The organism is Pseudarthrobacter phenanthrenivorans Sphe3, from assembly GCF_000189535.1.
Lineage (GTDB): Bacteria > Actinomycetota > Actinomycetes > Actinomycetales > Micrococcaceae > Arthrobacter > Arthrobacter phenanthrenivorans.
On sequence record NC_015145.1, the window covers coordinates 2,782,581 to 2,808,383 of the forward strand.

Here is a 25,803-nt window from a genome sequence, read left to right on the forward strand (position 1 = left end):
AACACCAGGCCAAATCGAGGCGGCGTGATCTCCGTCTCCCAACTGGAACGGCACCCGCTCCCCGAGGGGATCAGGTGCCGTTCCACGCCGTCGTTATCAGCTGGTGGCTGAGGGTGACGGGGACGGGGTGGCCGCCGGAGAACCGGTGGCCGCCGGTGCCGGTGTAGCCTCCGGCGCCGCGACCGGGATCCGGCCCTCCGCTTCCGTGGCCCTCTTGAGAGCCGCGGAGAGGCGGTTCTGCGCCTCTCCATAGGCAGCGAAGTCGCCGGCGGCCAGGGCTGCCTGTCCGGCCTGGATGGCCGCGTTGGCTTCGTCCAGTGCCGCCTTCAGCTCTGCCTTGGCATCCGCCCCGGCCGGCGTGGCGGGCGCGGCCGGATCGGTGGGTGTCTGCCCGTTGTTATCCGAGTCGCCGGCAGCAGCCCCGGAATCTCCGCCGAAGAGCTGCTTCAGGGCCTCATCCAGGGTCGGCGCAAAGCCCACCTTGTCGCCGAAGGCCACCAGCACGCGCTGCAGGGTGGGGTACGAGGTTTCACCCGTCGACTTGAGGTAGACCGGCTGGACGTAGAGGATACCGCCGCCCACTGGCAGCGTGAGCAGGTTGCCGTTGAGCACCTCTGAGGCACCCTGGCGCAGAAGGTTCAGGGCCTGCGACACCGTGGGGTCCGAGTTGAACTTGTTTTGCGCCTGGCCGGGGCCGGGAACCTGGATCTCCGGCGGGATCTGGAGGAGCCGCAGCTTTCCGTAGCTCTCGGCCTTCACGCCCGCCTGGTCACCGGCATCCGAGTCGGCAGCCAGGAAGCCATACAGCACGTTGCGCGCGTTGCCGTTGACGATCTGCGGAATGAACGAGGACGTCAGCTGGAAGGCCGGCTTCTCCTGGTCCGGCATCTGCAATGACATGTAGAAAGGAGGCTGTTTGACGCCGCTGGTGGAGTCCACCGTGGGATCGGCAGGGACGCTCCACACATCCTTGGTCTGGTAGAACGTGGACGGATCGGTCACGTGGTACTCACCCAGGAGCTGGCGCTGCACCTTGAACAGGTCTTCGGGGTAGCGCACGTGGCTCATGACGTCGCCCGTCATTTCCGAGAACGGCTTGAGGGAAGTGGGGAATACCTTCTGCCAGGACTTCAGGAGCGGGTCCTGGTCGTCCCACGCGTACAGGGTCACCGAGCCGTCGTACGCATCCACCGTGGCCTTCACGGAGTTCCGGATGTAGTTCACGGTGCTGTTGGGCAGCGCCACCGCGCGGCCGGACGTGGTCTGCGTGTCCGCCGTGGCATCGGAGAGCTGTTCCTGCTGCGAGTAGGGGTAGTACTGGCTGGTGGTGTACCCATCCACGATCCACTTCACGCGGCCGTCCACCACGGCCGGGTAGGCATTGCCGTCCACGGTCAGGTAGGGGGCGACCTTCTCCACGCGCTCACGCGGGTTGCGGTCATACAGGATCTGGGATTCCGGGTTGACGCCGTCCGAAAGCAGCAGGTCCGAGGACTGGAACTTGATCGAATAGAGCACGCGGTTGAAGAAGGTGCCCACGTTCGGTCCGCCGTTGCCTTCGAACGTGTACTGGGTCTCCCCTTCGCCCGAGGGCCTGTCCTGCTCGCGGGCAGGTGCTCCGTCCGGCGCGCCTACGATCGAGTAGTCCGGGGAGTATTCGCCAAAGTAGATCCGCGGCTCATAGCTCGAATCATCGCCCAGGACGCCGGTTGACGGAATACCTGACTGAAGGAACTCCGGCTTGCCGTCCACCGTGAACTTGTTGCCCTTGGCGGCCACCACGCCGTAGCCGTGGGTGTACACCACATGCTGGTTAAGCCAGCCCTGCTGGTTGGTGGCCACGTTGGTCGGGTTGAGTTCACGGACCGCGATGACAGTGTCCTGGACTTTTCCGTCAACTTCGTACCGGTCCACGTTGAGGGAATCCGGGAACCGGTAGTACGGCCGGTACTGCTCCAGCTGCGAAAACGCATCCGAGATGAGGTTCGGGTCCAGGAGCCGGATGTTCGCGGTGGTCTGGGCGTCAGGGGCCAGGGCTCCGCTCGTGGCCGTGTTCGTGGCGTCGTAGCGGTCCACCTGGATCTTGTCCAGGCCGTACGCTGCACGCGTGTTGTCGATATTGCGCTGGATGAATTCCTTCTCCAGGGTCTCTTCCGAAGGACGGACCTGGAACTGCTGGATCACCCAGGGGTACACGCCGCCGGCCAAAATCGAAGTGATGACCAGCATCGCGGTTCCGATGACGGGAAGGCGCCACTTGCCGATGACCGCGGCAACCACGAACAGGACGGCCACGAGTACCGCCGCCACCGCGAGGATGGCCTTGGTGGGGATCACGGCGTTCACGTCGGTGTAGAGGGCACCGGCCCAGCGGCCGCTGTTGCTTTGCACCGAGGTGTAACGGTCAAGCCAGAAGTTGATCCCCAGGAGCACCAGGAAGGTGGCACCGGTCACGGCGATGTGGATCTGGGCGGCACGGCTGGTGAACACGCCGCGCTCCATGAGCCGGATGCTGCCGTACAGGTAGTGGGTGAGGATGCCTGCGATTCCGGCGATGACCACCACGCTGATCAGGAACCCGGTCACGAAGCCGAAGAACGGAAGGGTCATCAGGTAGAAACTGATGTCCATGTTGAACTGGGGATCCGTTTTACCGAAAGGCTCCTGGTTGAAGAACAGGAGGACCTTCTGCCACTGGCTTGCGGCGGCGCTGCCGGCAAAGAGCCCGAAAAGGACGGGCAGCCCGATCATCACCACCCGGCGGACGGGTTCCAGCTGCGCCTGGTAGCGGTTGAGGTTGTCCCGGATTTCCGAGTCGGGGGCATAGACCGGCCGTGCGTGGTAGGCAATGCGGATCGCGAAGAAGACGGCTGCGAACATGATCGCGAAGCCGGCGGCGAAGATTCCGATCCTGGCCAGGTTCTCGGTGAGGAAGACCTCGATGAAGCCCAGCTGCCGGTACCAGAGGACATCGGTCCAGACGTTGGCGAAGAAAATGAAGCCCACTACCACCAGGGCGACAACGATCAGCGTGGGCGTCAACGCCCCGCGTCGTGAAGGGGGCCTGCCGGTGGACATGGTGCTGGCGGGACGGGACAAACTGGGTACCTCATAGCTGGTCGTCAGATAATTCGAAGCGTATGCGAGCGACGTCCGGCACCGGTCAAACGGCTGGTTTCGTCCGTCATAAATGCCACGAGTGGCGGTAAAGCTTAGTTCCTGTCGAGTCTAGTTGCGCCCAGTCTAGTTGCTTGTACATGCCGGCAGTCCGGACGTGTCCTGGCCGCTGCCGGCACGTTCGACGGCGTCACGCGCCTGGGACAGGTTCTCCACCTTGACCACCTGCAGACCGTCGGGGATGTTTCCCACTACTTCCTGGCAATTCGCGGCGGGTGCGAGGAAGAGCGTTGCCCCGCCTGCCCGTGCACCCTGCAGCTTCTGTTCGATGCCGCCGATGGGGCCCACCGCGCCGTCAGGCGAGATGGTTCCGGTTCCAGCGATGTGTTTGCCGCCCGTCAGGTCACCGGGGGTGACGGTGTCGATGATTCCCAGGGAGAACATCAATCCAGCGCTGGGTCCGCCCACTTTCTCCAGCGAGATTTCAACCTGGAAGGGGAACGTAAAGAGGTACTTGAGCATGATGCCGAGGATGAACCGGCCCTCGCCGTTGTCTTTGGGAGTGATGGTCTCGGTGACCGGCTGCCCGTCCCGGTCCACCACTACGGACACCGGAGCGCCCTTGCCCGCTGCCAGTTCCTCCTGGATCACGGAAAGTGATGTGATGTCCTTGCCGTTGATGGTCTTCAGGATGTCCCCGGCCTGGATTTTCCCGGCCGACGCTGATCCCTCCGAAAAGTCCGCTGCCTGGAGCTGCTGGCCGAAGGGAATTTCGAGTTCCTTGAGCGCAGACGCAACTGCGTTTTCCTGCGACGTGGCCATGGCCACGGAGCTCTGTTCCTCTGCTTCTTCCTTTGTGGTGCCCGTGGGATAAAGCAGTTCCACAGGATGCACGGCCCTTGCAGGGTCAACCCAGGCGGAAAAGGCGTCCAGGATGCTGACGGGTCCGTTCGGGCCTCCATCCACGTACACCGTGGTGAGGTCGAGGTTTCCCTTGGCCGGGTAGGTCTCGCGCCCGGTGATGTTGATGACCGGGCTCCCCTGGCTTTCGCCCAGGGTGTTATAGGTGGGGCCGGGCGATTCCACAACGTAGGGCACCGGGAGGGTTCCCACCGCAATCCCCAGTCCCAGCGAGGCCATGCCGGCAAGCAGCATCGCCGAAACCTTCCTGTCCCGGGGCGCAGCTGCCGCCACCGCTTCGCCGCCCGGACCGTCGTCGGACACTCCTGCCCCTTGCCCCGCACCTGCCTGCCGCTCGTCCGTCTGCTCAGGCAGGCTGCGGGAAATAAGCTCGGGGGCGTGGTCCTCGGAGGGGTGGCCGCCACGGGTTGTAGTCACTCAACCAAGACTACGCGGTGCCACTGCATCGCAGCTCTTTGCCTAGAGCGAACGGCAACACCGTCCGGCAGACAGCCGACCATGCCCGGGGTACCGTGAAGGTTGACAGTCACACCGACGATCGGCGGGATCATGACCTCCAATCCACTCAATCCATCCAACGGGGACGACACCCCCAAGGATCCGTTGACCGAGATGCTGCAGAACCTGATGGGCGGCAAGGGGATGGAAAATTTCGACCCCGCCGAACTCGCCAAGGCTGCCGGGCTGCCGAACGATCCCAACCTGCTGGCGCAGATGTTCTCCCAGGTGCAGGCCATGATGAGCGCTCCTTCCGAGGGTCCCGTCAACTGGCAGCTGGCCCACGACAACGCCCGGCGCGTCGCTGCGAGCAGCAGTGACCCCTCCGTGACGTCCCAGCAGTCGCGAGAGGTTGATGAGGCGCTCCGGCTCGCAGAACTCTGGCTGGACCCCGTCACTGATCTTCCGTCCACCGGGCTGATCGGCAAGGCATGGTCCCGGGCGGAATGGGTGGAAGCCACCCTGGGCACCTGGAAGCGGCTCACCGAACCTGTTGCGAACAGCATCGCCAATGCGCTGTCCTCCGCCATGACAGAGCAGATGCCCGAAGAGATGAAGTCCATGATGGGCGGGGCATCCTCCATGCTGCAGAACATGGGCGGCGCCATCTTCGGCATGCAGCTGGGCCAGGCCATCGGCGCCCTCTCCGCTGACGTTGTCAGTTCCACTGATATCGGCGTCCCCCTCGTGGACCTCGAGATGGCGCTGCTGCCGGCCAACGTTGCCAAGTTCGGAGAAGGGCTGTCCCTGCCGGAGAACGATATCCGGCTTTTCCTGGCGGTGCGCGAAGCCGCCCACGCCCGGCTCTTCGTCCAGGTCCCCTGGTTGCGGGGCCACCTGCTGGGCGCCATCGAGGCCTACGCCCGCGGTATCCACATCGACACATCACGCATCGAGGAACTTGCGCGGGACCTTGACCCGAGCAACCCGGAGGGCATCCAGGAGGCCCTCTCACAGGGTGTGTTCATGCCGCAGCGGACACCGGCCCAGGAGCAGGCCCTGGAGAAGCTTGAGACGGCACTCGCCCTGGTGGAGGGGTGGGTGGACGAGCTCACCGCGGCCGCCACCGAGAAACTGCTGCCCTCTGCCGGCGCCCTGCGGGAAACCGTGCGCCGCCGCCGGGCAACGGGCGGTCCGGCCGAGCACGCCTTCGCCTCCCTGGTGGGCCTGGAGCTCCGGCCCCGCAGGCTGCGTGACGCGGCAACGCTCTGGGCCACCTTGAAGGCCGAGCGCGGCATCGAAGGCCGGGACGCCATCTGGCACCATCCCGACCTGCTGCCCACGGCCGAAGACCTGGATGACCCCAAGGGCTTCAGCGGGCGGCGCAAGCTCGCCGAAGCAAGCGACAGTGAAGTGGACGACGCCCTGCAGAAACTCCTCAGCGGCGGGTTCGATGGCGCGCCGGACCAGGAAGGGGGCCGCGCTGCCGACGGGCAGGGCGGAGACGGGGAGGCCAAGGACGACGGCGGACTCCCGGACGAGGGGCCGGAAGGCCAGCCGAAGGGTTAGGACAGTTGCGGGCGCCGATTCAGTCGGCGTCCGCGCCTGTCCCGTCCATGCCGCGGCCGGTGGCGAAGGAAACGCCTTCCAGGAACGCTTTGGCCCGCTCGGTCTCCGGATAGGCTTCGAGCAGCTTCCAGAATGCGGAGTTGTGGGCGGCCACCAGCAGGTGGGCGAGCTCGTGCAGCAGGACATAGTCGATCACCCACTGGGGCATCGGGCGCAGCTTGTCCGAAAGCCGGATGGTGCCCTCCGCGGGAGTGGCTGAACCCCACCGGGAGTTCTGGTTGCTGACCCAGCGCACCGACGTCGGCACTGCCCGTCCCCCCAGGTACTTTGCGGACAGGAGGGCGGCGTGTTGCGCCAAGGCAGCGTCCGTCGCCGGGCGCCTCCTGCCCGAAGCTGCCCGCCGCTCCCCCTGCCGCTGAAGCTTGGCCACCATCTTGTGGACCCATTCGGCCTCCTGCGCAGCCGTAAACCGGGCAGGAATGGCAACAACGGCTGCGCCGTTTTCCCAAAAGGCGGCCACCGTGCGCGTGCGCCGGGCGGAACGCCGGACCACAACGGGCGCACCGCCGTCCGTGGTTCTGGGCACACCACCGGGCTCGGCCTTGGCCGTCCGGCCGGAACGGGCGTCCCTCACAGGGCTGTGCTTTCCGCCAGGACGCGCAGCACGTCTTCGCCGTAGCGTTCCAGCTTGGACGGTCCAACCCCGGCCAGCGACGCCAGCTCTTCAAGCGATGTGGGCCGGGCCTCGGCAATGGCCGTCAGGGTTGCATCAGTGAACACCACGAACGCCGGAACCTCCGCGCCGAGTGCGACTTCCCGCCGCCAGTTCCGGAGGGCGTCAAAGGTTTGTTCCTCATAGCCGGGCGGGCAGGAGTTGCAGCGGCCCACCTTGCGCTCCGCGCCGGTGGCGAGCATGCTGCCACAGACCCTGCACATTGCCGGAGCGGCAGCTTTCCGCCGGGACACTGTGACCTTTCCCCGGGCGCTTGAACTTGCCACCGAATCCGGCCGCAGTCCGTCGAGGAACCGTGACGGCTTCCTGTTTGCCCGGCCGCCCGGCGTCCTGGCCGTGGACCAGGACAGGTGCAGGTGTTCACGTGCCCGGGTGATTCCCACATACAGGAGCCTTCGTTCCTCATCCACCGATTCGGGCGAGTCGGCAAACGAAATGGGCATCAGGCCCTCGCTCAGTCCTACGAGGAACACGGCGTCCCATTCCAGGCCCTTGGCCGCATGGAGTGAGGCGAGGGTGACGCCCTGGACGGTGGGGGCGTGCTGGGCGAGGGAGCGTTCCTGCAGTTCGTTGACAAAGTCGGCCAGCCCGAAACCGGAGCCTCGGGTCTTAACCAGCTCATCGGCGAGGGCCACCAACGCTGCCAGGGACTCCCAGCGTTCCCGCAGGGCGCCGCCGCTGTGTGGCGCCGAGTCCGTGTAGCCGAGGGAGGAGACAATGTCCCGGACCAGCTGCCCGAGAGGTTCCGGGGCATCCGTTTCAGCCACTGCCCGGGTGGCTGCCCGGAGCTGCAGAATGGCGTCGCGGACCTCCTTGCGGGCGAAGAACCGCTCGCCGCCCCGCAACTGGTACCCGATTCCCGCCGCGGCGAGCGCCTGTTCGTAGGCTTCGGACTGCCCGTTGGTCCGGAACAGCACAGCCACCTCGCTTGCGGGCGTGCCGGCGTCGAGCAGTGCCTTGATCTTCTGCGCCACCGTGGCGGCTTCGGCTTCGTCGTCCGCGCACTCGGTGAACTGCGGCGCGGGACCCGCCGGCCGCTGGGCCACGAGCTGCAGGGGGGCAGCCCAGGCGGCATCAGCTGCCGGACCGCCGCTGCGCCGGGCGCCGAGCAGGTCGTTGGCGAGCTTCACCACCTGGGGTGTTGAACGGTAGTCGCGGATGAGCTTGACCACGTTGGCCTGGGGGTAGCGGGCCTTGAATTCGAGGAGGTGCTTCGGCGAAGCCCCCGTAAACGAATAGATGGTCTGGCTGGCATCGCCCACCACGCAAAGCTCGTCCCGGCCGCCGAGCCACAGTTCCAGGAGCCGCTGCTGCAGCGGGGACACGTCCTGGTACTCGTCCACCACGAAATGCCGGTACTGCTCCCGGACGGTGGCAGCAACTTTCTCGTCCTCCTGGAGGATGCCCACGGTGATCAGCAGCACGTCCTCAAAGTCAATGACGTTGCGGTCCGTCTTCACGTCCTCGTAGGACTGGAAAACGCGCGCCACAGCTGTCAGGTCAAACCCGCCCGGGGCGCCCCTCCCCTGGGCGTTTTCCAGATAGTTGGCCGGCGTCAGCATGGACACCTTGGCCCATTCGATCTCCGAAGCGAGGTCCCGGATGGAAGCACGGTCCGTGCTGAGCCGAAGCCGGCGTGCAGCCTCGGCGAGCAGTTGCGCCTTGTGGTCCAACAACTGAGGCAGGGTTCCGCCAACCGCCTGCGGCCAGAAGAACTGGAGCTGGCGCAGGGCGGCCGCGTGGAACGTGCGCGCCTGCACGTTGCCCGCTCCCAGGTCACGCAGCCGGCTGCGCATTTCGGCGGCGGCACGGGCCGTAAAGGTTACCGCCAGCAGGCGCTGCGGCGTGTAGACGCCGGAGTGGACGCCGTAGGCGATGCGGTGGGTGATGGCCCGGGTTTTACCCGTGCCCGCACCGGCCAGGACGCACAACGGACCGTTCAGGGTGCTGGCAACCTCCCGCTGTTCCGCATCCAGGCCGCCAAGGATACGGTCCTCCAGGGATGCCGTCCCGTCAAAATGTTCTGTAGTCACTTCTGCTGCTCTTTGTCTCGACTACCGCGTGCTGGAGTCTGGTGGATATGTCAAGGACTCAGGCCGCTGCCCGGTCCTGGATCCGTCCGCCGAACCAGTGCTCTATCAGGGAGCGGGCGATGGAAAGCCTGCTGGAGATGGTGATGTCCCCGTTCAGTACGGCTTCCTGGAGTTCCTCCCGGTTGAACCAGCGCGCCCTGGTGACCTCAACGCCGTCGGGCCGTGCCTCGGCGTCATTGGTGACGGCGGTAAATCCAAGCATAAGGGAGGCCGGGAACGGCCAGGACTGCGATCCCAGGTACTGGCATGCCGTGACCCTGACCCCCACCTCTTCGTAGATCTCCCGGACCACGGCCTGTTCAAGGGATTCCCCCGGTTCCACGAACCCGGCCAGCGTGGAATAGTTCGTGGCGTCCTTCGGGCCCCCGCCGCCCAGCAGCAGCCTTCCGTCGGGGCCCACCACGGTGACGATGATCGCCGGATCAGTGCGGGGATAGTGCTCCGACGAGTCAGCAGGGCACCTGCGCATCCAGCCGCCGGATTCCACATTGGTGGGCGTTCCGCAGCGGGGACAGTGGGTATGGCCGGCGTGCCAGTTTGCAATGGCACTGGCTTCGACGAAAAGCGCAGTATGAGTAGGGGTCAACCCGCCGGCAACGTCCCTGAACCCTGCCCACCGGGCATCGGAGGGAATCCCGGCTGTGCCTGGAGCCACCGGCTCCGGAAGGACGAACAGCAGGAGCCCTGTTCCGGCCGGGAAGTCCGAGTCCGGAAGCGCAGATCCCAAGTAAATAACCAGTTCAGGCCCCGAACCTGCGGCAGTGAGGTCAGCGAGCAGCTGCCCCGCCTTGGCTGCCAATAGGCCGCCGCCATGCACCAGCCCCTGCCGCCCGGCCAGGACCACAGCCAGGGTTTCGGAGCTGGCCAACTGCTCGTCCACAATCCCGGGCGCCGTCCTTTCGGCGGATCCGCGGTCCACCAGCGCCGGCTTCACAGGGAGCAGGGTGTCCATGAGGTGGTTCGCTGGCAGCATCGCGGGCTGCTCCTGGTAGACCGGTGTATCAGACTCCGCGTGGCTCATAGGTCAACCGTACTGACTGGGGCTGACAATTGACATTTCGGCGGTGCCCGCCGGCGCCGCTTCCGTTGTTTTGCAGCTATCTGGAGACTCGCCGCCGCCGGACCGGCCTCAGGGACTGCGGGCAATCTACCGTGGAAAGGTGAGAAGAAAACCGATTGAACTGGCAGCCGTTGCAACTGCGGCAGTCCCCGGACTGACCCCAACGGCCGTTAGCTCTGCCCCGGACGACCCTGCGGACTTCGACTCTGCCCTGCTGCTTGACTCGGAGGGCAAGCGCTGGCGCGTCAGGTCTCCCCGGCATGCCGAGGCCAGTGCCCGGCTGGAAACGGAATTCCTGGTACTGCGGGCTTTTGCCCCGGCCATCCGTGCCGAACTGCCCTTCCTGATGCCTACGATTGCCGGCAGTGTCCGGATCGGCAGCCTGAGCACGTTCGTATACTCCCACCTGGCCGGCAGTACCCGCAGCGTGGAAGAACTCACCGCCGGCCCGGATGCGTTGGCGCGCGAAATCGGTGTGGCGCTGGCGGCTGTGCACGATCTTCCAAGGGCCCTTGTCAGCAACGCCGACCTGCCCAGCTACACCCCGAACGAATTCCGGCAGCGCAGGCTGAACGAGCTGGACCAGGCTGCCACCACCGGGAAGATACCCCCTGCCCTGCTGCTCCGGTGGGAACATGCACTCGAGGACGTCTCGCTGTGGCGCTTCAACCCCTGCGTGGTCCATGGCGACCTGCATGAGGACAACCTGCTCGTGGAAGGGCAGCGGGTTACTGCAGTGACAGGCTGGACAGACCTCCGGATTGGAGACCCGGCCGACGATTTCGCGTGGCTGGTGGCATCCAATGAGCAGGATTTTGTAGATGCCGTCCTCGAGGCCTACACCACAGGACGCCGGGATACTCCCGACAAGCACCTGCTGCGGCGGGCGGCGCTATCGGCGGAGTTCGCCCTTGCCCAGTATCTGGTCAAAGGTATCGCCGCAGGAGATTCCGCCATGGTTGCGGAGGCGGAAGACATGCTGTCCACCCTCGCCAGCGACATTGCCGAGCACGGCGGGCAACCCATCAGCGTGGAGCCCCTGCCGGCATCACCCGCCCCCGCGGCCCCGGGCGGTGTGCCGGGTATCAGGGCTGCCGACGACGACGGGCAGGCGGCCGTGCCCCCGGTAACGGTCCTGCCCGTGCCGGCGCAGCCCGCCGTCCATGTGACGCCGATCCCCCTAGCCGCCGTTCCAGTGGACTCCGACCCCGCACCCGCAGCCCCTGCTGATGCAGTGCCGGCCCTTGCCGCACCTGCAACGGGCGCCGGCACCACCGAAAGCGACAACGCCGGCAATACGGAGACTGACGGTGCAGGTTCATCGGCAGGCGCGGACGATACCTCCACCGCAGCCCTCACCATCGTGGACTTCAAGAAGCCCTAGGCCGGGGCGGTGAAGGCCGCAGCCACAATCCCCTCCAACTGGGCAGCGGACCCGAGGTCGTGGGGCCGCACCACCTCGTTGTCCGCCACATAGAAGAACGCTGCCCGCACGTCTTCCAGGGGCACCCCTTTCAGCCGCGACCAGGCCAGCCGGTAGGCCGCAAGCTGGACTGCCCGGGTTCGAAGCCGTTCACCGGAGGGCCGCCTGCCGGTCTTCCAGTCCACCAGGTCCCAACGGCCGTCAGCGTCCTGGAAGACGGCATCGATCCGGCCCCGGACCACCACATCCCCTACACGGGTTTCCACTGGCACCTCAATGAAGGCGGGCGAGCGGTGGGCCCAAGGGGACGCCTTGAAGGTGGCCACCATGGCGTCGAGGTCGTACGCTGCATCAATGTGGTCATCTGAGCCAGGTGCGTCGCCGAGGTCCAGCATGCCGGCCGTACCGAAATATTCCTCCACCCAGGCATGGAACGCCGTCCCCTTCCTTGCGGACATGCCGGGCTCCCGCGGCACCGGCCTGCGGAGCCGCCAAAGCACTGCCGACGGGTCTTCGTCCAACTCCACAAGGGTGGAGGCGGAAATGTGGGTGGGAAGGTGCACATCCTGGGCCGATGACCTCCGTGCCCGGCGCTCGAGCAGCAGTGCTGCCTCGCGCGCCCACCCTGAAGACACCCCGGGGAGCCCGGCGTCCGGGGCTGGAACATTGCGTGCTCCAGGCTGTGTCCCTCCGGCTGGCCCGACGCCCCGAAGGTCACGGGCCTCTCCGTGCTGTGGCGCGGCCAGGGCGGCCAGGACACGGGCTGATGCAGTTTCCATGGCATTCCTGCGCCCGGCCGCCAGCCGCAGGCGCTCCCCGGTGCGCGGGTCCACTGGCCCTTCCAGCGGATCATACGGCCAGCCGGCTACCTCGGCGTCAAGCGTCAGCGGACTCGTCTCCGGCAGCGAAGCCTCCTCCACCGAACGTGGGTGGATGGTCGCCCGGGGTGCCTCGCCTTGGAGTGGGCCGGCCAGGACCTCAAGCTCCGCCAGGAAAGGGGACATTTCAGCCCGCCCTGACCGCGATCCCACCCAGGCGGCGCTGGACGCCCACAGGACGTACTTCGCGCGTGTGTAGGCCACGTAAGCGAGCCGGCGTTCCTCCAGCTCCCCATGCGCAAGGGCATCGGCCTTAAAATCCTTTTCCGCATCCAGCCAGCCCTTTTGGTCGGGCTGGTCGAGGTCCCACTGCGGCAGGTCGGCCCGGTCCCCCCGCAGGGGCCAGGGCAAGGCTGCCGACCCGCTGCTCCAGCGCGAGTCACGGTCACTGGGAAAGTCCTTGGCGTTAAGCCCGGGAACAAAAACAACATCCCATTCAAGCCCCTTGGAGGCATGGACCGTGAGAAGCTGCACGGCCTCCCGGCTGACCTCGCTTGGCGGCGCCTCCAGTCCGTTTTCTTCGGCTGCCGCTGCCTCCAGCCATGACAGGAAAGCGAGGATATCCACGCGCTGGGAGGTCCTCAGGAAACCGGCCGCCGCATCCTGGAAGGCATCAAGGTTGCGGCGTGCCTGGTGGATGCTGATCCCGGGCCTGGCGGCCACTTCAATGTCCAGCAGCATGGCCCTTTCCACTTCCCCGAGCAAAGTGGTGAGGTCGTCACCCAGGTAGCCGCGGAGCTGCCGCAGTTCGGCGGATAACCGGAGCATCCGTTCCCGGGCGGCGGGGGTAAGGGACCTGCCATTGGCTGAGATCCAGCCTTCCCGGGGCAGCCAGTCCAGTGCTTCCACGAGGCTGGCACCGTCCGTTAAGTCACCTTCGAGGACGGTTGGCCCATCCTCGGTGAGGTGGCCGCCGGCCGGCCCGGAAACGCCCCGGCGCCGGGCAAGCTGACTGGACCAGTCACGGAGGGCCATCAGGTCCGCCGGACCTATCCGCCAGCGCGCGCCCGCAAGAAGTCGCATCAGCGCATCGGAACGGCCCGGATCCGCCAGGACGCGGAGGGTGGCCACCAGATCCACTATTTCCGGGGTGTCAAGGAGCCCGCCAAGCCCGACGATCTCGTAGGCAATGCCCCGCGCTTCCAATTGCCGGCGGATGGGTTCCATCTGCGCCCGGCGGCGGCAGAGGACGGCGATCGCAGGCGGAACACGTGAACCATCCGGTTTCAGTTCGAAATCCGTCATGCGGTATTTGAGGACGTCCTCGGCGATGGCTCCGGCCTCATCCACGTCGCTTCCGAACCGGCCAAGCACCACCGATCCCGCCGCCGCATGGGGGCTCGGTTGCAGCGGCGGCACCTCCGGGGCTGCAGGTCCTCCCCCGCCGGCGGGACCGCGCTGCGCAGCGGCCCGGCCCAGGGCCTCAGACATGACGTTGGCAGCGGCCAAAATGGACCGGCCGTTCCGCCACGCCGTGGTGAGGTAGGACGTAGGTGCGGGACTCCAGCTGCCGGAGTCGACTTCCGGCCCCTGCGACGGGTCGCTTTTGCCCGCGGACCCGTTCCACACAGGAAACTCCCTCACGAAATGGAAGAGCTGGCCGGCGGATGCGCCGCGGAAACCGTAGATGGACTGGTTGGGATCCCCCACCGCCGTGACTGCGTGTCCGCCGCCGAAGAGCCGCGAGAAGAGGACCAGCTGGGCGTGGGACGTGTCCTGGAATTCGTCCAGGAGGACCACTTTATAGCGCTGCCGTTCCATCTGGGCGGCCAACGGGACTTCCTGCGCCACGCGGGCCGCGAGGGCAACAAGATCGCCGAAGTCAAGGGCCCCCCGGGAGCGCTTGGCCGAGGCATACCGGCCAACCATGTCCGCTACGCTGGCCCGTGTCCTCAACATCCCCGCGAGCTCAGCGGCTGCCTGTGGCGGGTTTTTCTTCTTGTCCGCCAGGTAGGGAAGCGCCTCGAAGTCCGACAGCCGCGCCATCAGCCACGCTTCCACATCCTCAGGTTCCTGCAGGTGCTCGGCGCATTCGCCGGCCAGCTGGATGACTGCCTTGACCAGCGTGGACTTGGCGGCCCGGAAGTGGCCATACTCGCCGTCGTACGCCTCTACGACTTCGCTGGCCAGCTGCCAGGCCTGCGCGCCGCCCAGCAGGACCACATCCCGCTCAACGCCCAGGCGGAGTCCATAGTCGGACACGATGCCGCTGGCGAACGAGTGGTACGTTGACACCTTCGGCTCCAGCGCATCGCTGCCGGGCAGCCCGTCAGGGAACAACCGGTTTTCCTGGTCCTGGGAAACGGTGTCCTGGCCGGCCAGCCGCTGCAGGGCCGCCAGCTTCGCCCGAATTCTGGACGCAAGTTCACCAGCCGCTTTGCGGGTGAACGTCACACCCAGGACTTCCTCAGGCTTGACCCAGCCGTTGGCCACGAGCCACACCACGCGGTCCGCCATGGTTGCTGTCTTGCCCGAACCTGCACCCGCGATCACCAGCCGCGGCGCCAGTGGGGACGAAATAATGGCGGACTGCTCCGGGGTAGGCACATTCTTCTCGCCGAGCAGCCCGGAAAGGTCCTCCGGGCTGAAGCGTGGTTCCGGAAGGACAACAGCGGACCCGGCCGGCCGTGCGCTGGGGCGGACCTCCCCCGGAGCAGCTGCAGGGGCATGCAGCTCCTGCCTCATTCGGTCACCTGCCTTCCCCGTACGCACAGCGGGCACACTTCCGGGAGCCGGCAGCCGTGTCCTCCATGGCTGCTTTTCGAGGGGTCGTGGCGTGCTTCAAAGGCACTGCCTCCCATGACGGCTGCCGCCTCCTTCACCATGTCCATGGCCCAGTTCTCCTGCGGGTCGATTGGGTCCTGCTGTTGGATCGCAGGGTTCTTTGCTCCGGTTCCGAGCTGTGCAAGGACTGCACCGCCGGGAAGTGGCGCCGCTGGAAGGTCCATGCCGCTCCCGAATCCTCCTGCCAGCACCGCTGCCTGGTAGGCGCCCAGCTGGGGATGGCGCGAGAGTTCCCCCTTGGAGGGCTGGCGTTTCCCTGTCTTGAGGTCGACGATAACGAGCCTGCCCTCGCTGTCCAGCTCAAGCCGGTCCACCTGTCCGCGCAGGACCGCTTCCCGGTCCCCCGCGCCGTCCACCGGAATTCTTCCAAGCGCCACCTCGAAGTCCTGTTCCACCCCCACCAGGCTCCGCCCCTCGCTCCGCATCAGGAGCACGTACTGGGCGAGCTTGCGGACCATGGCCTCTGCGCGCTGGAAATCGAGCCTGCCCTCCCAGTTGTCCTTCATGCCCAGTGCTGGCCAGCGGCGGACAAGTTCTGCCACGTACTCGGGCCCGGATGCCTCGGGCAACTCCTGGGCGATGGCGTGGACAAGGGTGCCCAGGCTTCGGGCAAAGTCGGTGGCTGCCTCGCCTCCCGCCGCCTGGACGAACCAGTCGAGCGGAGATTTCTGTACGGTCTCCACTTTGGAGGGCGACACGAAGACGGTGCCGGCGGGCGGAACCACTGCTTCTGACGAGGTTAGGGGCAGAAGCCCCCACCAGCTCTGCGGGTGGGCGCCTGCCACCGGTGGCTCCGCAGCGGCGAGGTGGGCGAGCACCCTTGCTGCCTCCTCGGCCTGGGGGGTCTCCTTTCCGTCCAGCTGGGCGTGCTGCCGGAGTTCTGCCACGAGGGCACGCAGGGTCATGGGACGCTCCACCGCGGTGAAGGGCCGGCCGTCCTGATCCGGTGGCAGCGGCGCGACATAGTCCAGGAAGGAGGAGGGCTGATCATCGTCCGACGAAACCGCGGTGCAGACCAGCAGTTCCCGGGCACGCGAAACTGCCGTGGAGAAGCTCCGGAGTTCGTCATAGCGGATGTCGCGGAGCCTGCTGAGCGGATCGCGCTGCAGGGCGTATGCCGCCCCGTGCTCCACCGCGTCACTGTAGAGAGTGCTTCCCAGCAGCTCGCCGCGGAGCCTTGTATTGGGCCAGACGCCTTCCTGCAGTCCGGGAATGATCACCACTGGCCACTCCCTCCCGGCAGCGCTGGCCGGGGTCAGGAGCTCGACGGCATCGTCCACCTGAGCCCGGGCAGCCAGAGTGTCCATGGGGAGTTCCTGGTTGAGGAGGTACTCAAGGAACTGTTCCGGGCCTGCGCCCGGCATCTGGTCCACGTACCGCTCGGCTGTGTGGAAGAGTGCCATCATCGCGTCCAGGTCGCGGTCCGCGCGGGCGCCGTGCGGACCGCCGGCGAGCGCAGTTTCTGTCCAGGCCCTGTCGAGTCCCGTGGAATTCCACAGTGCCCAGAGCACCGACTCGGCATTGGCACCCGGTTCCGCGGCGGCCGTGCGGCCCGCCTGGATCATCCGGGCGGTCCGGCGGGCTGCCCGGCCCTCGATGCCGAGCGTGGACAGTGCACCAGGTTCCAGCAGCGCTTCGACCAGCAGCGCATCACTGGTCCGGCCGCCGCCGCCCAGGAGTTCCTCCCGCCTCAAGGACTGCCGGAGCCGGCGGAGTTCGATGGAGGTGGCGCCGCCGATCCGGGACGTCAGCAGGGATACTGCCGCTTCCGGCGTCAACAGATCAGGGTCCAGTGCGATGGCAAAGGCGTCGAGCAGGGGACGCACGGCCACCTCATCCCGGACGGCGGACTCGGCGACCGGGACCCGCACGGCGATGCCTTGGCCTGAAAGGTAACGCTGGAACTCGCTGACTTGTGATCCATTGCGCACAATCACCGCGAGCTGGGCGAGGTCACGGCCGTGGTTGATGTGCTGGTCCAGGATGCGCTGGGCCACGTAACGCAGTTCGTGCACGGCGGACTGAACCAGGTGCGCCTCCACTGCGCCCGAAGGCTGCTCGCCGTCGAGCTTGTCCAGGCGCCTTGCCAACTGCCCGCCCGCACGCTGCGAGATCCGGCCCGCGAGGCCCAGCCAGGCTTCGGCGAGTTCCGGTGCGTGCCGGTGGGCGTACCGCAGAGGTCGTTCCACCACCGGGCTATTCGGTGACAGCAGCCGTGGCAGCTCTGCCACGAGGTCGGGACGGGCGCCGCGGAACCCCTGGACCACGGTGTCCGGGGAGAATGCCACATAGCAGTCCTTACCGCCGGCAACGTCCGCGAGCAGCTCAAAGACGGCCGGATTGGCTTCCTGGATGTCATCCACCAGGATCACCTGGAGCCGGTCCCGCTCGGCAGCCAGGAAACCGGGGGCGTCTTGGAAGATCTGCCGTGCGGCCGTGATGATTCCGGCCGGATCGAAGGCCTCGGGCATCCGCAGGTCAAGGACGTCCCGGTACTCGGCATACAGGGCGGCAGCGGCAATCCAGTCAGGCCTGCCGCACTGGTGTCCGAGCCGCACCAGGTCCTCGGGAGTCCGGCCCGACTCGATAATGCGGTCGAACAACTGGCGGACTTCCTGGCGGAAACCCCTGGTTTCCAGCGCTCCTTCCACATCCTCAGGCCATGGCAGCTCAAGGCCGGGCAGTCGATGGCCTTCGAGGAGTTCCTTGATGATCAGGTCCTGCTCGGGTCCGGAGAGGAGCCGGGGGGCACTGGACAACGGAAGAATGCCTTCAGCCTTGGCGCGCCGGATGACGTCGAACGCGTACGAAGCCCAGGTCCGCGCCGGGGTGGTGCTTAGGCTCCTGTCCAGCCGTGCGGTGAAGCGGTCCCGCAGCGCATCGGCGGAGAGCCTGCTGGGGGCCAGGATCAGCATCCGCTCAGGATCCACACCGTCCCGGAACACCCGGCTGACGGCGGCCTCGACGAGGACGGTGGTCTTGCCAGTTCCCGGCGCACCGGGCACCAGGACCGGTCCGGTTCCCTGGGACACATCAACGGCGGCCTGCTGGTCGGGTGACAGCTGCGGCTGCGCCGCAAGCATCCGGCGCGGCGGCAGCAGCCGAAGCCCTGTTTCCGCCGGTTCACCCGAGCGGCGGGACGGACGAATTTCACCCAGGGCTGCAGCATCAACGTCAGGGTCTGTTCCTGCCGGATCATCCTGGTACTCGTCATGCGGGCCGGTAAGCGGGATTGTTACTGTCACACGGACATTCCATCATCAGAGGCCGACAATCTGTGCAGCCGCCGCTCCAGCTTCCCGGCAACCGCGTCAATCAGGTCGAATTCCGCTTCCGTCGGCGCCCAGCGTGCGGCCTGGAGGTCCACCCTCCACCGCCCTTCTCCGGTCCGCTGGAAGTCGAGGTACGCACCCAGCAAAGGGGTGCCCTCCAGGAGGTATTGGCGGAGGGCTTCGGTTTCATGCCCTTCAGGCGCGTGGCCGTCTGCCTTGAGGATCCGCCACCAGGGAACACTGCTTCCGTAGCGGCTCATCACGGTGCCAACCTGCCGGGGACCACCTGCACCCAGCAGCTCGGCAACGTCCCCGTACGCTACGGCGGTTCCGGCCGGAACGAGGTCCACAATGGCCAGGACCGCCTCCACGTACTCAATCCGCATTGATCCAATCTAGCCGCAGTGGCGTTCCCCCGAATTGTCGGAGGCTCCCTTTAGCGTTGACGTATGAGTACCTGGAACACCCTCCCCCGCGCCGCCTTTGACCTGGAAACCACCGGCCGCAACTCCCGTGCTGCCCGGATTGTCACAGCCTCCGTCACGGTTGTGGACCATCAGGCCGAGGTCATGCGGGAGCATGAGTGGCTGGCCGATCCTGGGGTGGAGATACCTACGGAAGCAAGTGACGTGCATGGCATCACCACTGAGCAGGCCAGGCGGGAAGGCAGGCCCGCCCACGAGGTAACCCGGGAGGTGGCCGCAGCCCTGCAGGAGCTGTTCGACTCGAACATCCCGGTCATTGCCTTCAACGCGAGTTACGACTTCACGGTCCTGGCTGCCGAGTCCGCGCGCTACGGCATTCCCCAGCTCACCCGGTTCCCGGTTCTGGACCCCTACATCATGAACAAGCAGGTGGACCGCTACCGGAAAGGCAAGCGCACTCTGACGGCTCTGTGCGAGGAGTACGGTGTGGTGCTGGACAACGCCCATACCTCCGCCGCTGATGCGCTGGCTACCCTGCGGGTCCTGGACGCTATGGCCGGGAAGTTCCCTAAACTGAGCATGCCGGCCAGCCAGCTTCACCAGCTCCAGGTGGACTGGGCGGTGAGCCAGGCCGCCGACTTCCAGGGCTACCTTCGCAAGACCAAGCCCGCTGCCGTCATCGAAGGGGACTGGCCTGTGCTTCCCCCACAGGACGCCAGCACGGGCGGCTTCTAGCACCGGCCAAGGAAACATGGGGCTTGTGCGAGGCAAGTCACAGTCACAGGTCTTCACAAAAGAGCCAATGACAGGAGCCACGCATTCGGCAAAGCAGTGCCCGCGGGAGCGCACGAGCTGCCCGGCTAGGCTTCATGCCGAATTTTAGCTGGTTCCAGGTGCTTTACACTATCCGTTGATTCGGCCACCGACCCGGTTGAGCGGAAGTGAGACAATAAAGTTTTGCGGTCACCCCTGCCTCGTGATGCTTGAACAGCGCCAGGCAGGTGCCAGGCGCCACCAGCGCAGCCTTGCGGCCCGGTTGACGTATGACTCTATGAAAGTGACAACCTGATGAAAATCAAAGCGATGAAGTGGCTGACTACCGCTCCCGTTGCACTTGCCCTCGCCGCTTCCCTGGCGGCATGCGGCTCAGGATCCTCGCAGCCCAGCGGCTCCCCCACGGATGCCCTAGCAGGCAGCGACCAGCAGACGCTGGACAAGTACACCACCGCTGACGTCACGCCGATCGACCAGATCGACAAGACCAAGCTCGGCCTCAACACTGAAGGCAAGCTCGAGGTGGGCACCCTCTCGGATGCCCCGCCGAACATCTTCATCGATCCCTCGGGCAAGTTCACCGGCTACGACAACGAGCTGCTGCGTGCCATCGCCGGCAAGCTCGGACTCGAGGTCGAATTCGTTGCCACCGACTTCTCGGCACTGCTGTCCCAGGTCTCCACCAAGCAGTTCGACGTCGGCTCCTCCTCCATCTCCACCACGGAGGCCCGCCGCCAGAATGTCGGCTTCACCAACGGCTATGACTTCGGTTTCATGGCTGTCGTTGCCAAGTCCGACGGCGACATCAAGGGTTTCGATGACCTGACCTCGGATCTGCGGATCGGCGTTGTCCAGGGCACCGTCCAGGACGATTACGTCACCAACACCCTGGGCATGGAACCGATCCGGTTCCCGGACTACGCCACCGTGTACGCGAATGTGCGCAACGGCCAGGTTGACGCCTGGGTGGCCCCGTCCCAGCAGGCCGAGGGCCAGGTCAAGGAAGGCGACGGCACCGCCATCGTCGAGTCCAAGGTCAACACCGAGAACTTCACCGCATATGCCGTGGCCAAGGACAACCAGCCGCTGATCGACGCACTGAACTCCGGCCTTGACGCAGTTATCGAGGACGGGACCTGGTCCAAGCTGACCAAGGAGTGGTACCCGGACCGCGAGATGCCGAGTGACTGGAAGCCGGGCAGCAAGGCCGCCACGGTTCCCCAGAGCTGATTGAGCCGGGACGTTCATGGATCTCCTGGACCAGCTTGCTGACACCTTCTTCAACTGGGAGGAAATGGCCAAGGTCATTCCCGCCCTTCTCATGGTTGGCCTGCCCAATACGCTGATATTGGCGGTAGCCTCAGGAATCCTGGGCTCCGTGCTGGGGCTTGCCCTGGCCATGATGGGAATCTCCAGGAATGCCGGCGCCCGCTGGGTGGCCCGCATTTACACGGATATTTTCCGTGGCCTGCCCGCCATTTTGGTGATCCTGGTCATTGGTATCGGGCTTAGCCCCATTGCCCGGGAAATCACGGGCTCCCGCAACCCGTACCCCCTGGGCATCCTGGCCCTGACCCTGATCGCTGCCGCCTACATCGGCGAGATCTTCCGCTCAGGCATCCAGAGTGTTGAAAAGGGACAGCTCGAGGCCTCGCGTGCGCTGGGCTTCAGCTACGGGAGTTCCATGCGCCTTGTGGTTGTGCCGCAGGGCATCCGCAGGGTCCTTCCAGCGCTGGTGAACCAGTTCATCTCGCTGCTGAAGGATTCCTCGCTGGTGTTCATGCTGGGGCTCGCCGCCTCGGACCGGGAGATCTTCCGGATCGGAAACGACGCCATGGCCAACACCGGGAACCTTTCACCGCTGGTGGCCGCCGGAGTGCTGTACCTGATCCTGACGGTTCCGCTGACGCACTTCGTGAACTTCATCGACCACCGGCTGCGCACCGGCAAGCCGGAAAAGAAGGAACCGGATGAGCTGGCAGCACCTATCGGCAAGGGAGCACAGGCATGACGGAATTCGCTTCCGGGACCCTGACCGGCAAGAACCTGCACCTCTCGTTCGGCCACAACCACGTTCTCCGCGGCATTGACCTGCACGTGGAGAAGGGCACCACCGCCTCCGTGATCGGCCCTTCGGGGTCCGGCAAGTCAACGCTGCTGCGGGTGATGAACCGGCTGATCGAACCCGACCAGGGTGACATCCTGCTGGACGGCCGCTCCGTCCTGAAGGACAATCCTGACGAGCTCCGGCAGCGGATCGGCATGGTGTTCCAGCAGTTCAACCTGTTCCCGCACAAGACGGTGGTGGACAACGTGTCCCTGGCCCTGCGGAAGCTGCGCAAGCTCTCCAAGGACCAGGCACGAGCGGAAGCGCTGGAGCAGTTGGACCTGGTGGGCCTGAAGCACAAGGCTGATGCCCGCCCGGCCAACCTCTCGGGCGGCCAGCAGCAGCGTGTTGCCATCGCCCGGGCCCTGGCCATGAAACCGGAAGTCATGTTCTTCGATGAGGCCACCTCGGCACTGGACCCGGAGCTCGTCAAGGGCGTCCTGGCGCTGATGACGGATCTCGCGAAGGGCGGCATGACCATGGTCGTCGTGACCCACGAGATGGGCTTCTCCCGCAACGTCTCGGACACCGTGACCTTCATGGACGCCGGTGTTGTGGTGGAATCCGGCCCGCCGGAGCAGCTCTTCACGGCCCCACGCACGGACCGGCTCAAGGGCTTCCTCTCGGACGTCCTGTAGCTCCCGAAGCACATAAAGAGATCCCCGGCTGCAGCCCGCAGCCGGGGATTTCTTTTGCCTTTCGCGAGGAAGGACGACGGCGGGACTAGCCTGGGTCCCTAGCCTTGGGCAGCGGCTGCGGCTTGGGCAGCTGCCGGGAGGGCGTCGAAGATCCGGTTCATGGCAGCGTCGTCGTGCGCGGCGGAGAGGAACCACGCCTCGAAGACCGAGGGCGGGAGGTAGACGCCGGATTCCAGCATGGAGTGGAAGAACGGTGCGTAGCGGAAGGCCTCCTGCGCCTGTGCATCCGCGTAGTTGTGCACTCCGCGGGCCGAGGTGCCGAAGGCCACCGAGAACAGGTTCCCCGCGAACTGGATCGAGTGGTCAACACCGGCGGCATCCAGGGCGTTGGACAGCGCCGAGGAGAGCTCCAGCGAGCGGACGTCGATGAAGGAGTAGACATCCCGGGTGGCGTGGGTCAGGGTGGCCACGCCCGCTGCCATGGCTACCGGGTTCCCGGACAGCGTGCCGGCCTGGTACACGGGGCCGGTGGGGGCCAGGTAATCCATGACGTCGGCACGCCCGCCGAGGGCCGCCGTCGGCATGCCGCCTCCGATCACCTTGCCGAAGGTGAGCAGGTCCGGCGTCCAGGGCTCGGTCGCGTCCGGTGCACCGCCGGTGAGGCCCCAGTATCCGGAGTAGCCGGTACGGAAACCGGTCAGGACCTCGTCCACGATAAGCAATGCCCCGTATTCACGGGTGATCCGGGACAGTCCGAGGTTGAAGCCCTCTTCCGGCGTCACTACCCCCATGTTGGCGGGCGCTGCTTCGGTGATCACGGCGGCGATGTTCGGCCCGTGGGTGGCGAACGCCTCCTTGACGGCGGTGAGGTCGTTGTACGGCAGCACCAGTGTTTCGGCGGCCGTGGCCTCGGTGACACCGGCGGAACCGGGCAGCGCAAGGGTGGCGACCCCGGAGCCGGCTGACGCCAGCAGGCTGTCAAGGTGGCCGTGGTAGCAGCCGGCGAACTTGATGATCAGGTTGCGGCCGGTAAAGCCACGGGCGAGCCGGACGGCCGTCATGGTGGCCTCGGTGCCGGTGGACACCATGCGGAGCCGTTCCACGGCACCGACGCGTTCCTTGACAATCTCGGCCAGGTTGGCTTCGTCCGGCGTGGAGGCGCCGAAGGACAGGCCGCGGTCCACGGCGGCATGGACCGCATCGAGGACAGCCGGGTGCGCATGGCCCAGCAGCGCCGGGCCCCAGGAGCAGACCAGGTCCACGTATTCCTTGCCGTCGGCGTCAGTCAGGTAGGGCCCCTTGGCCGACACCATGAAACGGGGGGTGCCGCCCACGGAGCCGAAAGCACGCACCGGCGAGTTGACCCCGCCCGGCATCAGCTGGCGCGCGCGGTCGAAAAGTTCCTCATTGCGAGGGTTGCTGGAAGTCATGGTTCCTATTCTCTCAGTTGGGGCAGGGCCTCAGTTGCCGAGCAGCTCAGCCACGCGCGGCGCCACGGCCGTGCCCAGAAGCTCAATGGAGCGCATCATGGCGGAGTGCGGGAGGGGGCCGTTGCTGTACTTGAAATCGAAGCGGTCCACGCCCAGGTTCCGCTTGAGCATCACAATTTTTCGGGCTACGGTTTCCGGCGATCCCACATACAGGGCACCTTCGGGCGCACACAGGGCCTCAAACTCGCCCCTGCCGGCCGGTCCCCAGCCCCGTTCCGCACCAAGCTTGTTCCGCAGCTTCAGCCAGTGCGGGAACAGCTCCTCGCGGGCCTGCTCGTCAGTGTCCGCCACATGGCCCGGTGAGTGCGTGGCGACCTGCTGCATGGGGTGTCCGTACTTTGACATCGCTTCCCGGTACAGGTCCGCAAGCGGGCCGAAAGCCCGGGGCTGTCCGCCGATGATGGCAAAGATAATGGGGTAGCCGTACTGGGCGCAGCGGAGGACGGACTCAGGTGTGCCGCCGACGCCGATCCAGGTGGGCAGCAGATGGTGTTCAAGCGGCGGATACACGCTGAGTCCGGCGAGGGGCGGACGGGTGCGGCCTTCCCAGTGCACCGGCTTCTGGGCCCGCACCTTGTCGAACAGCTCAAGCTTCTCTTCGAAGAGGACCTCGTAGTCCGCGAGGTCAAGCCCAAACAGCGGAAAGGACTCAATGAAGGAGCCGCGGCCCAGCATGACCTCGGCCCGGCCATTGGAGATGGCATCCACGGTGGAGAAGCGCTGGAACACCCGGATGGGGTCGTCCGAGCTCAGGACGGTAACCGCCGACCCCAGCCGGATCCTGGACGTGCGCGCCGCTGCCGCGGCAAGGAAGACTTCGGGCGCGGACACCGCGTAGTCCTTGCGGTGGTGCTCCCCCACACCGAAGGCGTGAAGTCCGACGGCGTCCGCCAGCTCAGCCTGTTCCAGCAACTGCCGCAGCACCTGGGCGTGGGGCTGGGGGCTGCCGTCCGGGTTCTCTCCGACGTCGCCGAAGGTATTGAGCCCCAGCAGGATCCGGCCGTCGCCGACCGGCGCCGTGGGGCCTTCAGGGTCAGCGGGATGCGCCTCCGTCATTTTGACTCCTTCAGCCAGCCGGCCAGTTCGGCGGCCCAGTAGGTCAGCACCATATGCGCGCCGGCGCGGCGGATGCCCAGCACAGATTCGGTGATCGCGGCGCGCCGGTCGATCCAGCCGTTGGCGGCCGCTGCCTCGATCATCGCGTACTCGCCGGAGATCTGGTAGGCCGCGACAGGAACGGGACTCATGGCGGCGACGTCGGCAAGGATGTCCAGGTAGCTCATGGCGGGCTTGACCATCACCACGTCGGCTCCCTCGGAGAGGTCGAGCTCCACCTCGCGCAGGGCTTCAGTGCGGTTGCCGGCGTCCATTTGGTAGGTACGGCGGTCGCCCTTGAGCTGGGAGTCCACGGCCTCGCGGAACGGGCCGTAGAAGGCGGACGCGTACTTGGCGGCGTAGGCGATGACGGAGGTGTTGGTGTGCCCGGCCCCATCGAGGGCGGAACGGATCGCGGCAACCTGGCCGTCCATCATGCCGGACGGGCCCAGCATGTGGGCTCCCGCCTCCGCCTGTGCCACTGCCATCCGGGCGTAGATCTCCACCGTCCGGTCGTTGTCCACATAACCGTCGGCATCCAGCACGCCGCAGTGCCCGTGGTCCGTAAACTCGTCCAGGCAGACATCACTCATGATCACCAGGTCATCGCCCACCTCTGCCCGCACATCCCTGATGGCCTTGTTGAGGACGCCGTCAGGGTCGAGGGAGGCAGAACCCTCGGCGTCCCGGTTTTCCGGGATGCCGAACAGCATGATGCCGCCGAGGCCCAGCTCCACGGCTTCGGCCGCAGCCCGCTTCAGGGTCTCCGTGGTGTGCTGCACAACGCCGGGCATGGAGGTAATGGGATTCGGCTCCTGCAGGCCTTCCCGGATGAACGCCGGAAGGATGAGTTCAGCCGGCGCCAGGCGGGTTTCGGCGGTCAGCCGGCGCATGGCAGGTGTGGTGCGGAGGCGGCGGGGGCGGTGGCTGGGAAAAGTCATGGTCCTGTCCTTGGGATCTCGATCAAGCGGCGGGCGGGTGGCTGG

At 66.2% G+C, this 25,803-nt stretch carries 17 protein-coding genes; 6 read left to right on the top strand and 11 right to left on the bottom strand.

The genetic code is table 11. The features are described from left to right. Positions 1-96: 96 nt before the first annotated feature. Positions 97-3,078, bottom strand: a complete 2,982-nt coding sequence (locus tag ASPHE3_RS12880) for a UPF0182 family membrane protein (protein ID WP_013601643.1) — start codon at positions 3,076-3,078, stop codon at positions 97-99. A 165-nt stretch (positions 3,079-3,243) separates the two neighbouring features. Then, positions 3,244-4,341, bottom strand: a complete 1,098-nt coding sequence (locus ASPHE3_RS12885; protein ID WP_013601644.1) for a YlbL family protein — start codon at positions 4,339-4,341, stop codon at positions 3,244-3,246. Between the two features lie 246 nt (positions 4,342-4,587). Between ASPHE3_RS12885 and ASPHE3_RS12890 the strand changes: the two genes are divergently transcribed. Continuing rightward, positions 4,588-6,045, top strand: coding sequence for a zinc-dependent metalloprotease (locus tag ASPHE3_RS12890; RefSeq protein WP_013601645.1), 1,458 nt, complete (start codon positions 4,588-4,590; stop codon positions 6,043-6,045). A gap of 19 nt (positions 6,046-6,064) precedes the next feature. On the opposite strand, the gene ASPHE3_RS12895 is transcribed toward ASPHE3_RS12890, so the two are convergent. From ASPHE3_RS12895 to nudC, 3 genes are read right to left on the bottom strand one after another with little or no spacing between them, the layout of a single operon-like run. Continuing rightward, positions 6,065-6,631 carry a M48 metallopeptidase family protein gene (locus ASPHE3_RS12895; RefSeq protein WP_041652932.1) on the bottom strand — a complete coding sequence of 189 codons (567 nt, stop codon included), beginning with the start codon at positions 6,629-6,631 and terminating at the stop codon, positions 6,065-6,067. Between the two features lie 44 nt (positions 6,632-6,675). Then, the gene (locus ASPHE3_RS12900; RefSeq protein ID WP_013601647.1) at positions 6,676-8,811 is read right to left on the bottom strand and encodes an ATP-dependent DNA helicase UvrD2; all 2,136 of its coding nucleotides are present in this window, start codon (positions 8,809-8,811) and stop codon (positions 6,676-6,678) included. A gap of 58 nt (positions 8,812-8,869) precedes the next feature. Beyond that, positions 8,870-9,892: an NAD(+) diphosphatase gene (nudC, locus tag ASPHE3_RS12905; RefSeq protein ID WP_041652175.1), complete on the bottom strand. Its 1,023-nt coding sequence runs from the start codon at positions 9,890-9,892 to the stop codon at positions 8,870-8,872. Positions 9,893-10,031: 139 nt separating this feature from the next. Between nudC and ASPHE3_RS12910 the strand changes: the two genes are divergently transcribed. Then, a complete protein-coding gene (locus ASPHE3_RS12910) occupies positions 10,032-11,315 on the top strand; it encodes a macrolide 2'-phosphotransferase (protein WP_013601649.1) in 1,284 nt (427 codons plus the stop codon). On the opposite strand, the gene ASPHE3_RS12915 is transcribed toward ASPHE3_RS12910, so the two are convergent. The 3 genes from ASPHE3_RS12915 to ASPHE3_RS12925 all read right to left on the bottom strand — a co-directional run bounded on the left by ASPHE3_RS12915 (position 11,312) and on the right by ASPHE3_RS12925 (position 18,674). Then, the gene (locus tag ASPHE3_RS12915) at positions 11,312-14,917 is read right to left on the bottom strand and encodes an ATP-dependent helicase (RefSeq protein WP_013601650.1); all 3,606 of its coding nucleotides are present in this window, start codon (positions 14,915-14,917) and stop codon (positions 11,312-11,314) included. The genes ASPHE3_RS12910 and ASPHE3_RS12915 overlap by 4 nt on opposite strands. Then, positions 14,914-18,099, bottom strand: coding sequence for an ATP-dependent helicase (locus ASPHE3_RS12920; RefSeq protein ID WP_049786137.1), 3,186 nt, complete (start codon positions 18,097-18,099; stop codon positions 14,914-14,916). Before ASPHE3_RS12920 ends, ASPHE3_RS12915 begins: the two co-directional genes overlap by 4 nt. A 158-nt stretch (positions 18,100-18,257) precedes the next feature. Next, positions 18,258-18,674: an MGMT family protein gene (locus ASPHE3_RS12925; RefSeq protein ID WP_013601652.1), complete on the bottom strand. Its 417-nt coding sequence runs from the start codon at positions 18,672-18,674 to the stop codon at positions 18,258-18,260. Between the two features lie 63 nt (positions 18,675-18,737). Here ASPHE3_RS12925 and ASPHE3_RS12930 point away from each other — a divergent pair, with 63 nt between their 5' ends. The 4 genes from ASPHE3_RS12930 (at position 18,738) to ASPHE3_RS12945 (ending at position 22,232) form a co-directional block, all read left to right on the top strand. Then, complete coding sequence (locus ASPHE3_RS12930; protein ID WP_013601653.1) at positions 18,738-19,448, top strand: 3'-5' exonuclease; 711 nt, start codon at positions 18,738-18,740, stop codon at positions 19,446-19,448. Positions 19,449-19,781: 333 nt separating this feature from the next. After that, positions 19,782-20,717, top strand: coding sequence for an ABC transporter substrate-binding protein (locus ASPHE3_RS12935; protein ID WP_013601654.1), 936 nt, complete (start codon positions 19,782-19,784; stop codon positions 20,715-20,717). A gap of 16 nt (positions 20,718-20,733) precedes the next feature. Then, entirely contained in the window at positions 20,734-21,498 is a 765-nt protein-coding gene (locus tag ASPHE3_RS12940) for an amino acid ABC transporter permease (RefSeq protein WP_013601655.1), read from the top strand. Beyond that, positions 21,495-22,232 carry an amino acid ABC transporter ATP-binding protein gene (locus tag ASPHE3_RS12945; protein WP_013601656.1) on the top strand — a complete coding sequence of 246 codons (738 nt, stop codon included), beginning with the start codon at positions 21,495-21,497 and terminating at the stop codon, positions 22,230-22,232. Before ASPHE3_RS12940 ends, ASPHE3_RS12945 begins: the two co-directional genes overlap by 4 nt. A 98-nt stretch (positions 22,233-22,330) precedes the next feature. On the opposite strand, the gene hemL is transcribed toward ASPHE3_RS12945, so the two are convergent. From hemL to hemB, 3 genes are read right to left on the bottom strand one after another with little or no spacing between them, the layout of a single operon-like run. Next, on the bottom strand, positions 22,331-23,662 hold the full coding sequence (hemL, locus tag ASPHE3_RS12950; RefSeq protein WP_013601657.1) for a glutamate-1-semialdehyde 2,1-aminomutase: 1,332 nt from the start codon (positions 23,660-23,662) through the stop codon (positions 22,331-22,333). A gap of 30 nt (positions 23,663-23,692) precedes the next feature. Continuing rightward, the gene (locus tag ASPHE3_RS12955) at positions 23,693-24,778 is read right to left on the bottom strand and encodes an LLM class flavin-dependent oxidoreductase (RefSeq protein WP_013601658.1); all 1,086 of its coding nucleotides are present in this window, start codon (positions 24,776-24,778) and stop codon (positions 23,693-23,695) included. Continuing rightward, positions 24,775-25,758, bottom strand: a complete 984-nt coding sequence (gene hemB / locus ASPHE3_RS12960; protein WP_013601659.1) for a porphobilinogen synthase — start codon at positions 25,756-25,758, stop codon at positions 24,775-24,777. Before hemB ends, ASPHE3_RS12955 begins: the two co-directional genes overlap by 4 nt. Positions 25,759-25,803 lie beyond the last annotated feature (45 nt).

Excerpts from the sequence above, each read along its gene's own strand:
- ASPHE3_RS12880 (WP_013601643.1), bottom strand. The coding sequence starts at position 3,078 with ATGTCCACCGGCAGGCCCCCTTCACGACGCGGGGCGTTGACGCCCACG.
- ASPHE3_RS12890 (WP_013601645.1), top strand. The coding sequence starts at position 4,588 with ATGACCTCCAATCCACTCAATCCATCCAACGGGGACGACACCCCCAAG.
- nudC (WP_041652175.1), bottom strand. The coding sequence starts at position 9,892 with ATGAGCCACGCGGAGTCTGATACACCGGTCTACCAGGAGCAGCCCGCG.
- ASPHE3_RS12915 (WP_013601650.1), bottom strand. The coding sequence starts at position 14,917 with ATGAGGCAGGAGCTGCATGCCCCTGCAGCTGCTCCGGGGGAGGTCCGC.
- ASPHE3_RS12920 (WP_049786137.1), bottom strand. The coding sequence starts at position 18,099 with ATGCTTGCGGCGCAGCCGCAGCTGTCACCCGACCAGCAGGCCGCCGTT.
- ASPHE3_RS12925 (WP_013601652.1), bottom strand. The coding sequence starts at position 18,674 with ATGCGGATTGAGTACGTGGAGGCGGTCCTGGCCATTGTGGACCTCGTT.
- ASPHE3_RS12930 (WP_013601653.1), top strand. The coding sequence starts at position 18,738 with ATGAGTACCTGGAACACCCTCCCCCGCGCCGCCTTTGACCTGGAAACC.
- ASPHE3_RS12935 (WP_013601654.1), top strand. The coding sequence starts at position 19,782 with ATGAAAATCAAAGCGATGAAGTGGCTGACTACCGCTCCCGTTGCACTT.
- ASPHE3_RS12940 (WP_013601655.1), top strand. The coding sequence starts at position 20,734 with ATGGATCTCCTGGACCAGCTTGCTGACACCTTCTTCAACTGGGAGGAA.
- ASPHE3_RS12945 (WP_013601656.1), top strand. The coding sequence starts at position 21,495 with ATGACGGAATTCGCTTCCGGGACCCTGACCGGCAAGAACCTGCACCTC.
- hemL (WP_013601657.1), bottom strand. The coding sequence starts at position 23,662 with ATGACTTCCAGCAACCCTCGCAATGAGGAACTTTTCGACCGCGCGCGC.
- ASPHE3_RS12955 (WP_013601658.1), bottom strand. The coding sequence starts at position 24,778 with ATGACGGAGGCGCATCCCGCTGACCCTGAAGGCCCCACGGCGCCGGTC.
- hemB (WP_013601659.1), bottom strand. The coding sequence starts at position 25,758 with ATGACTTTTCCCAGCCACCGCCCCCGCCGCCTCCGCACCACACCTGCC.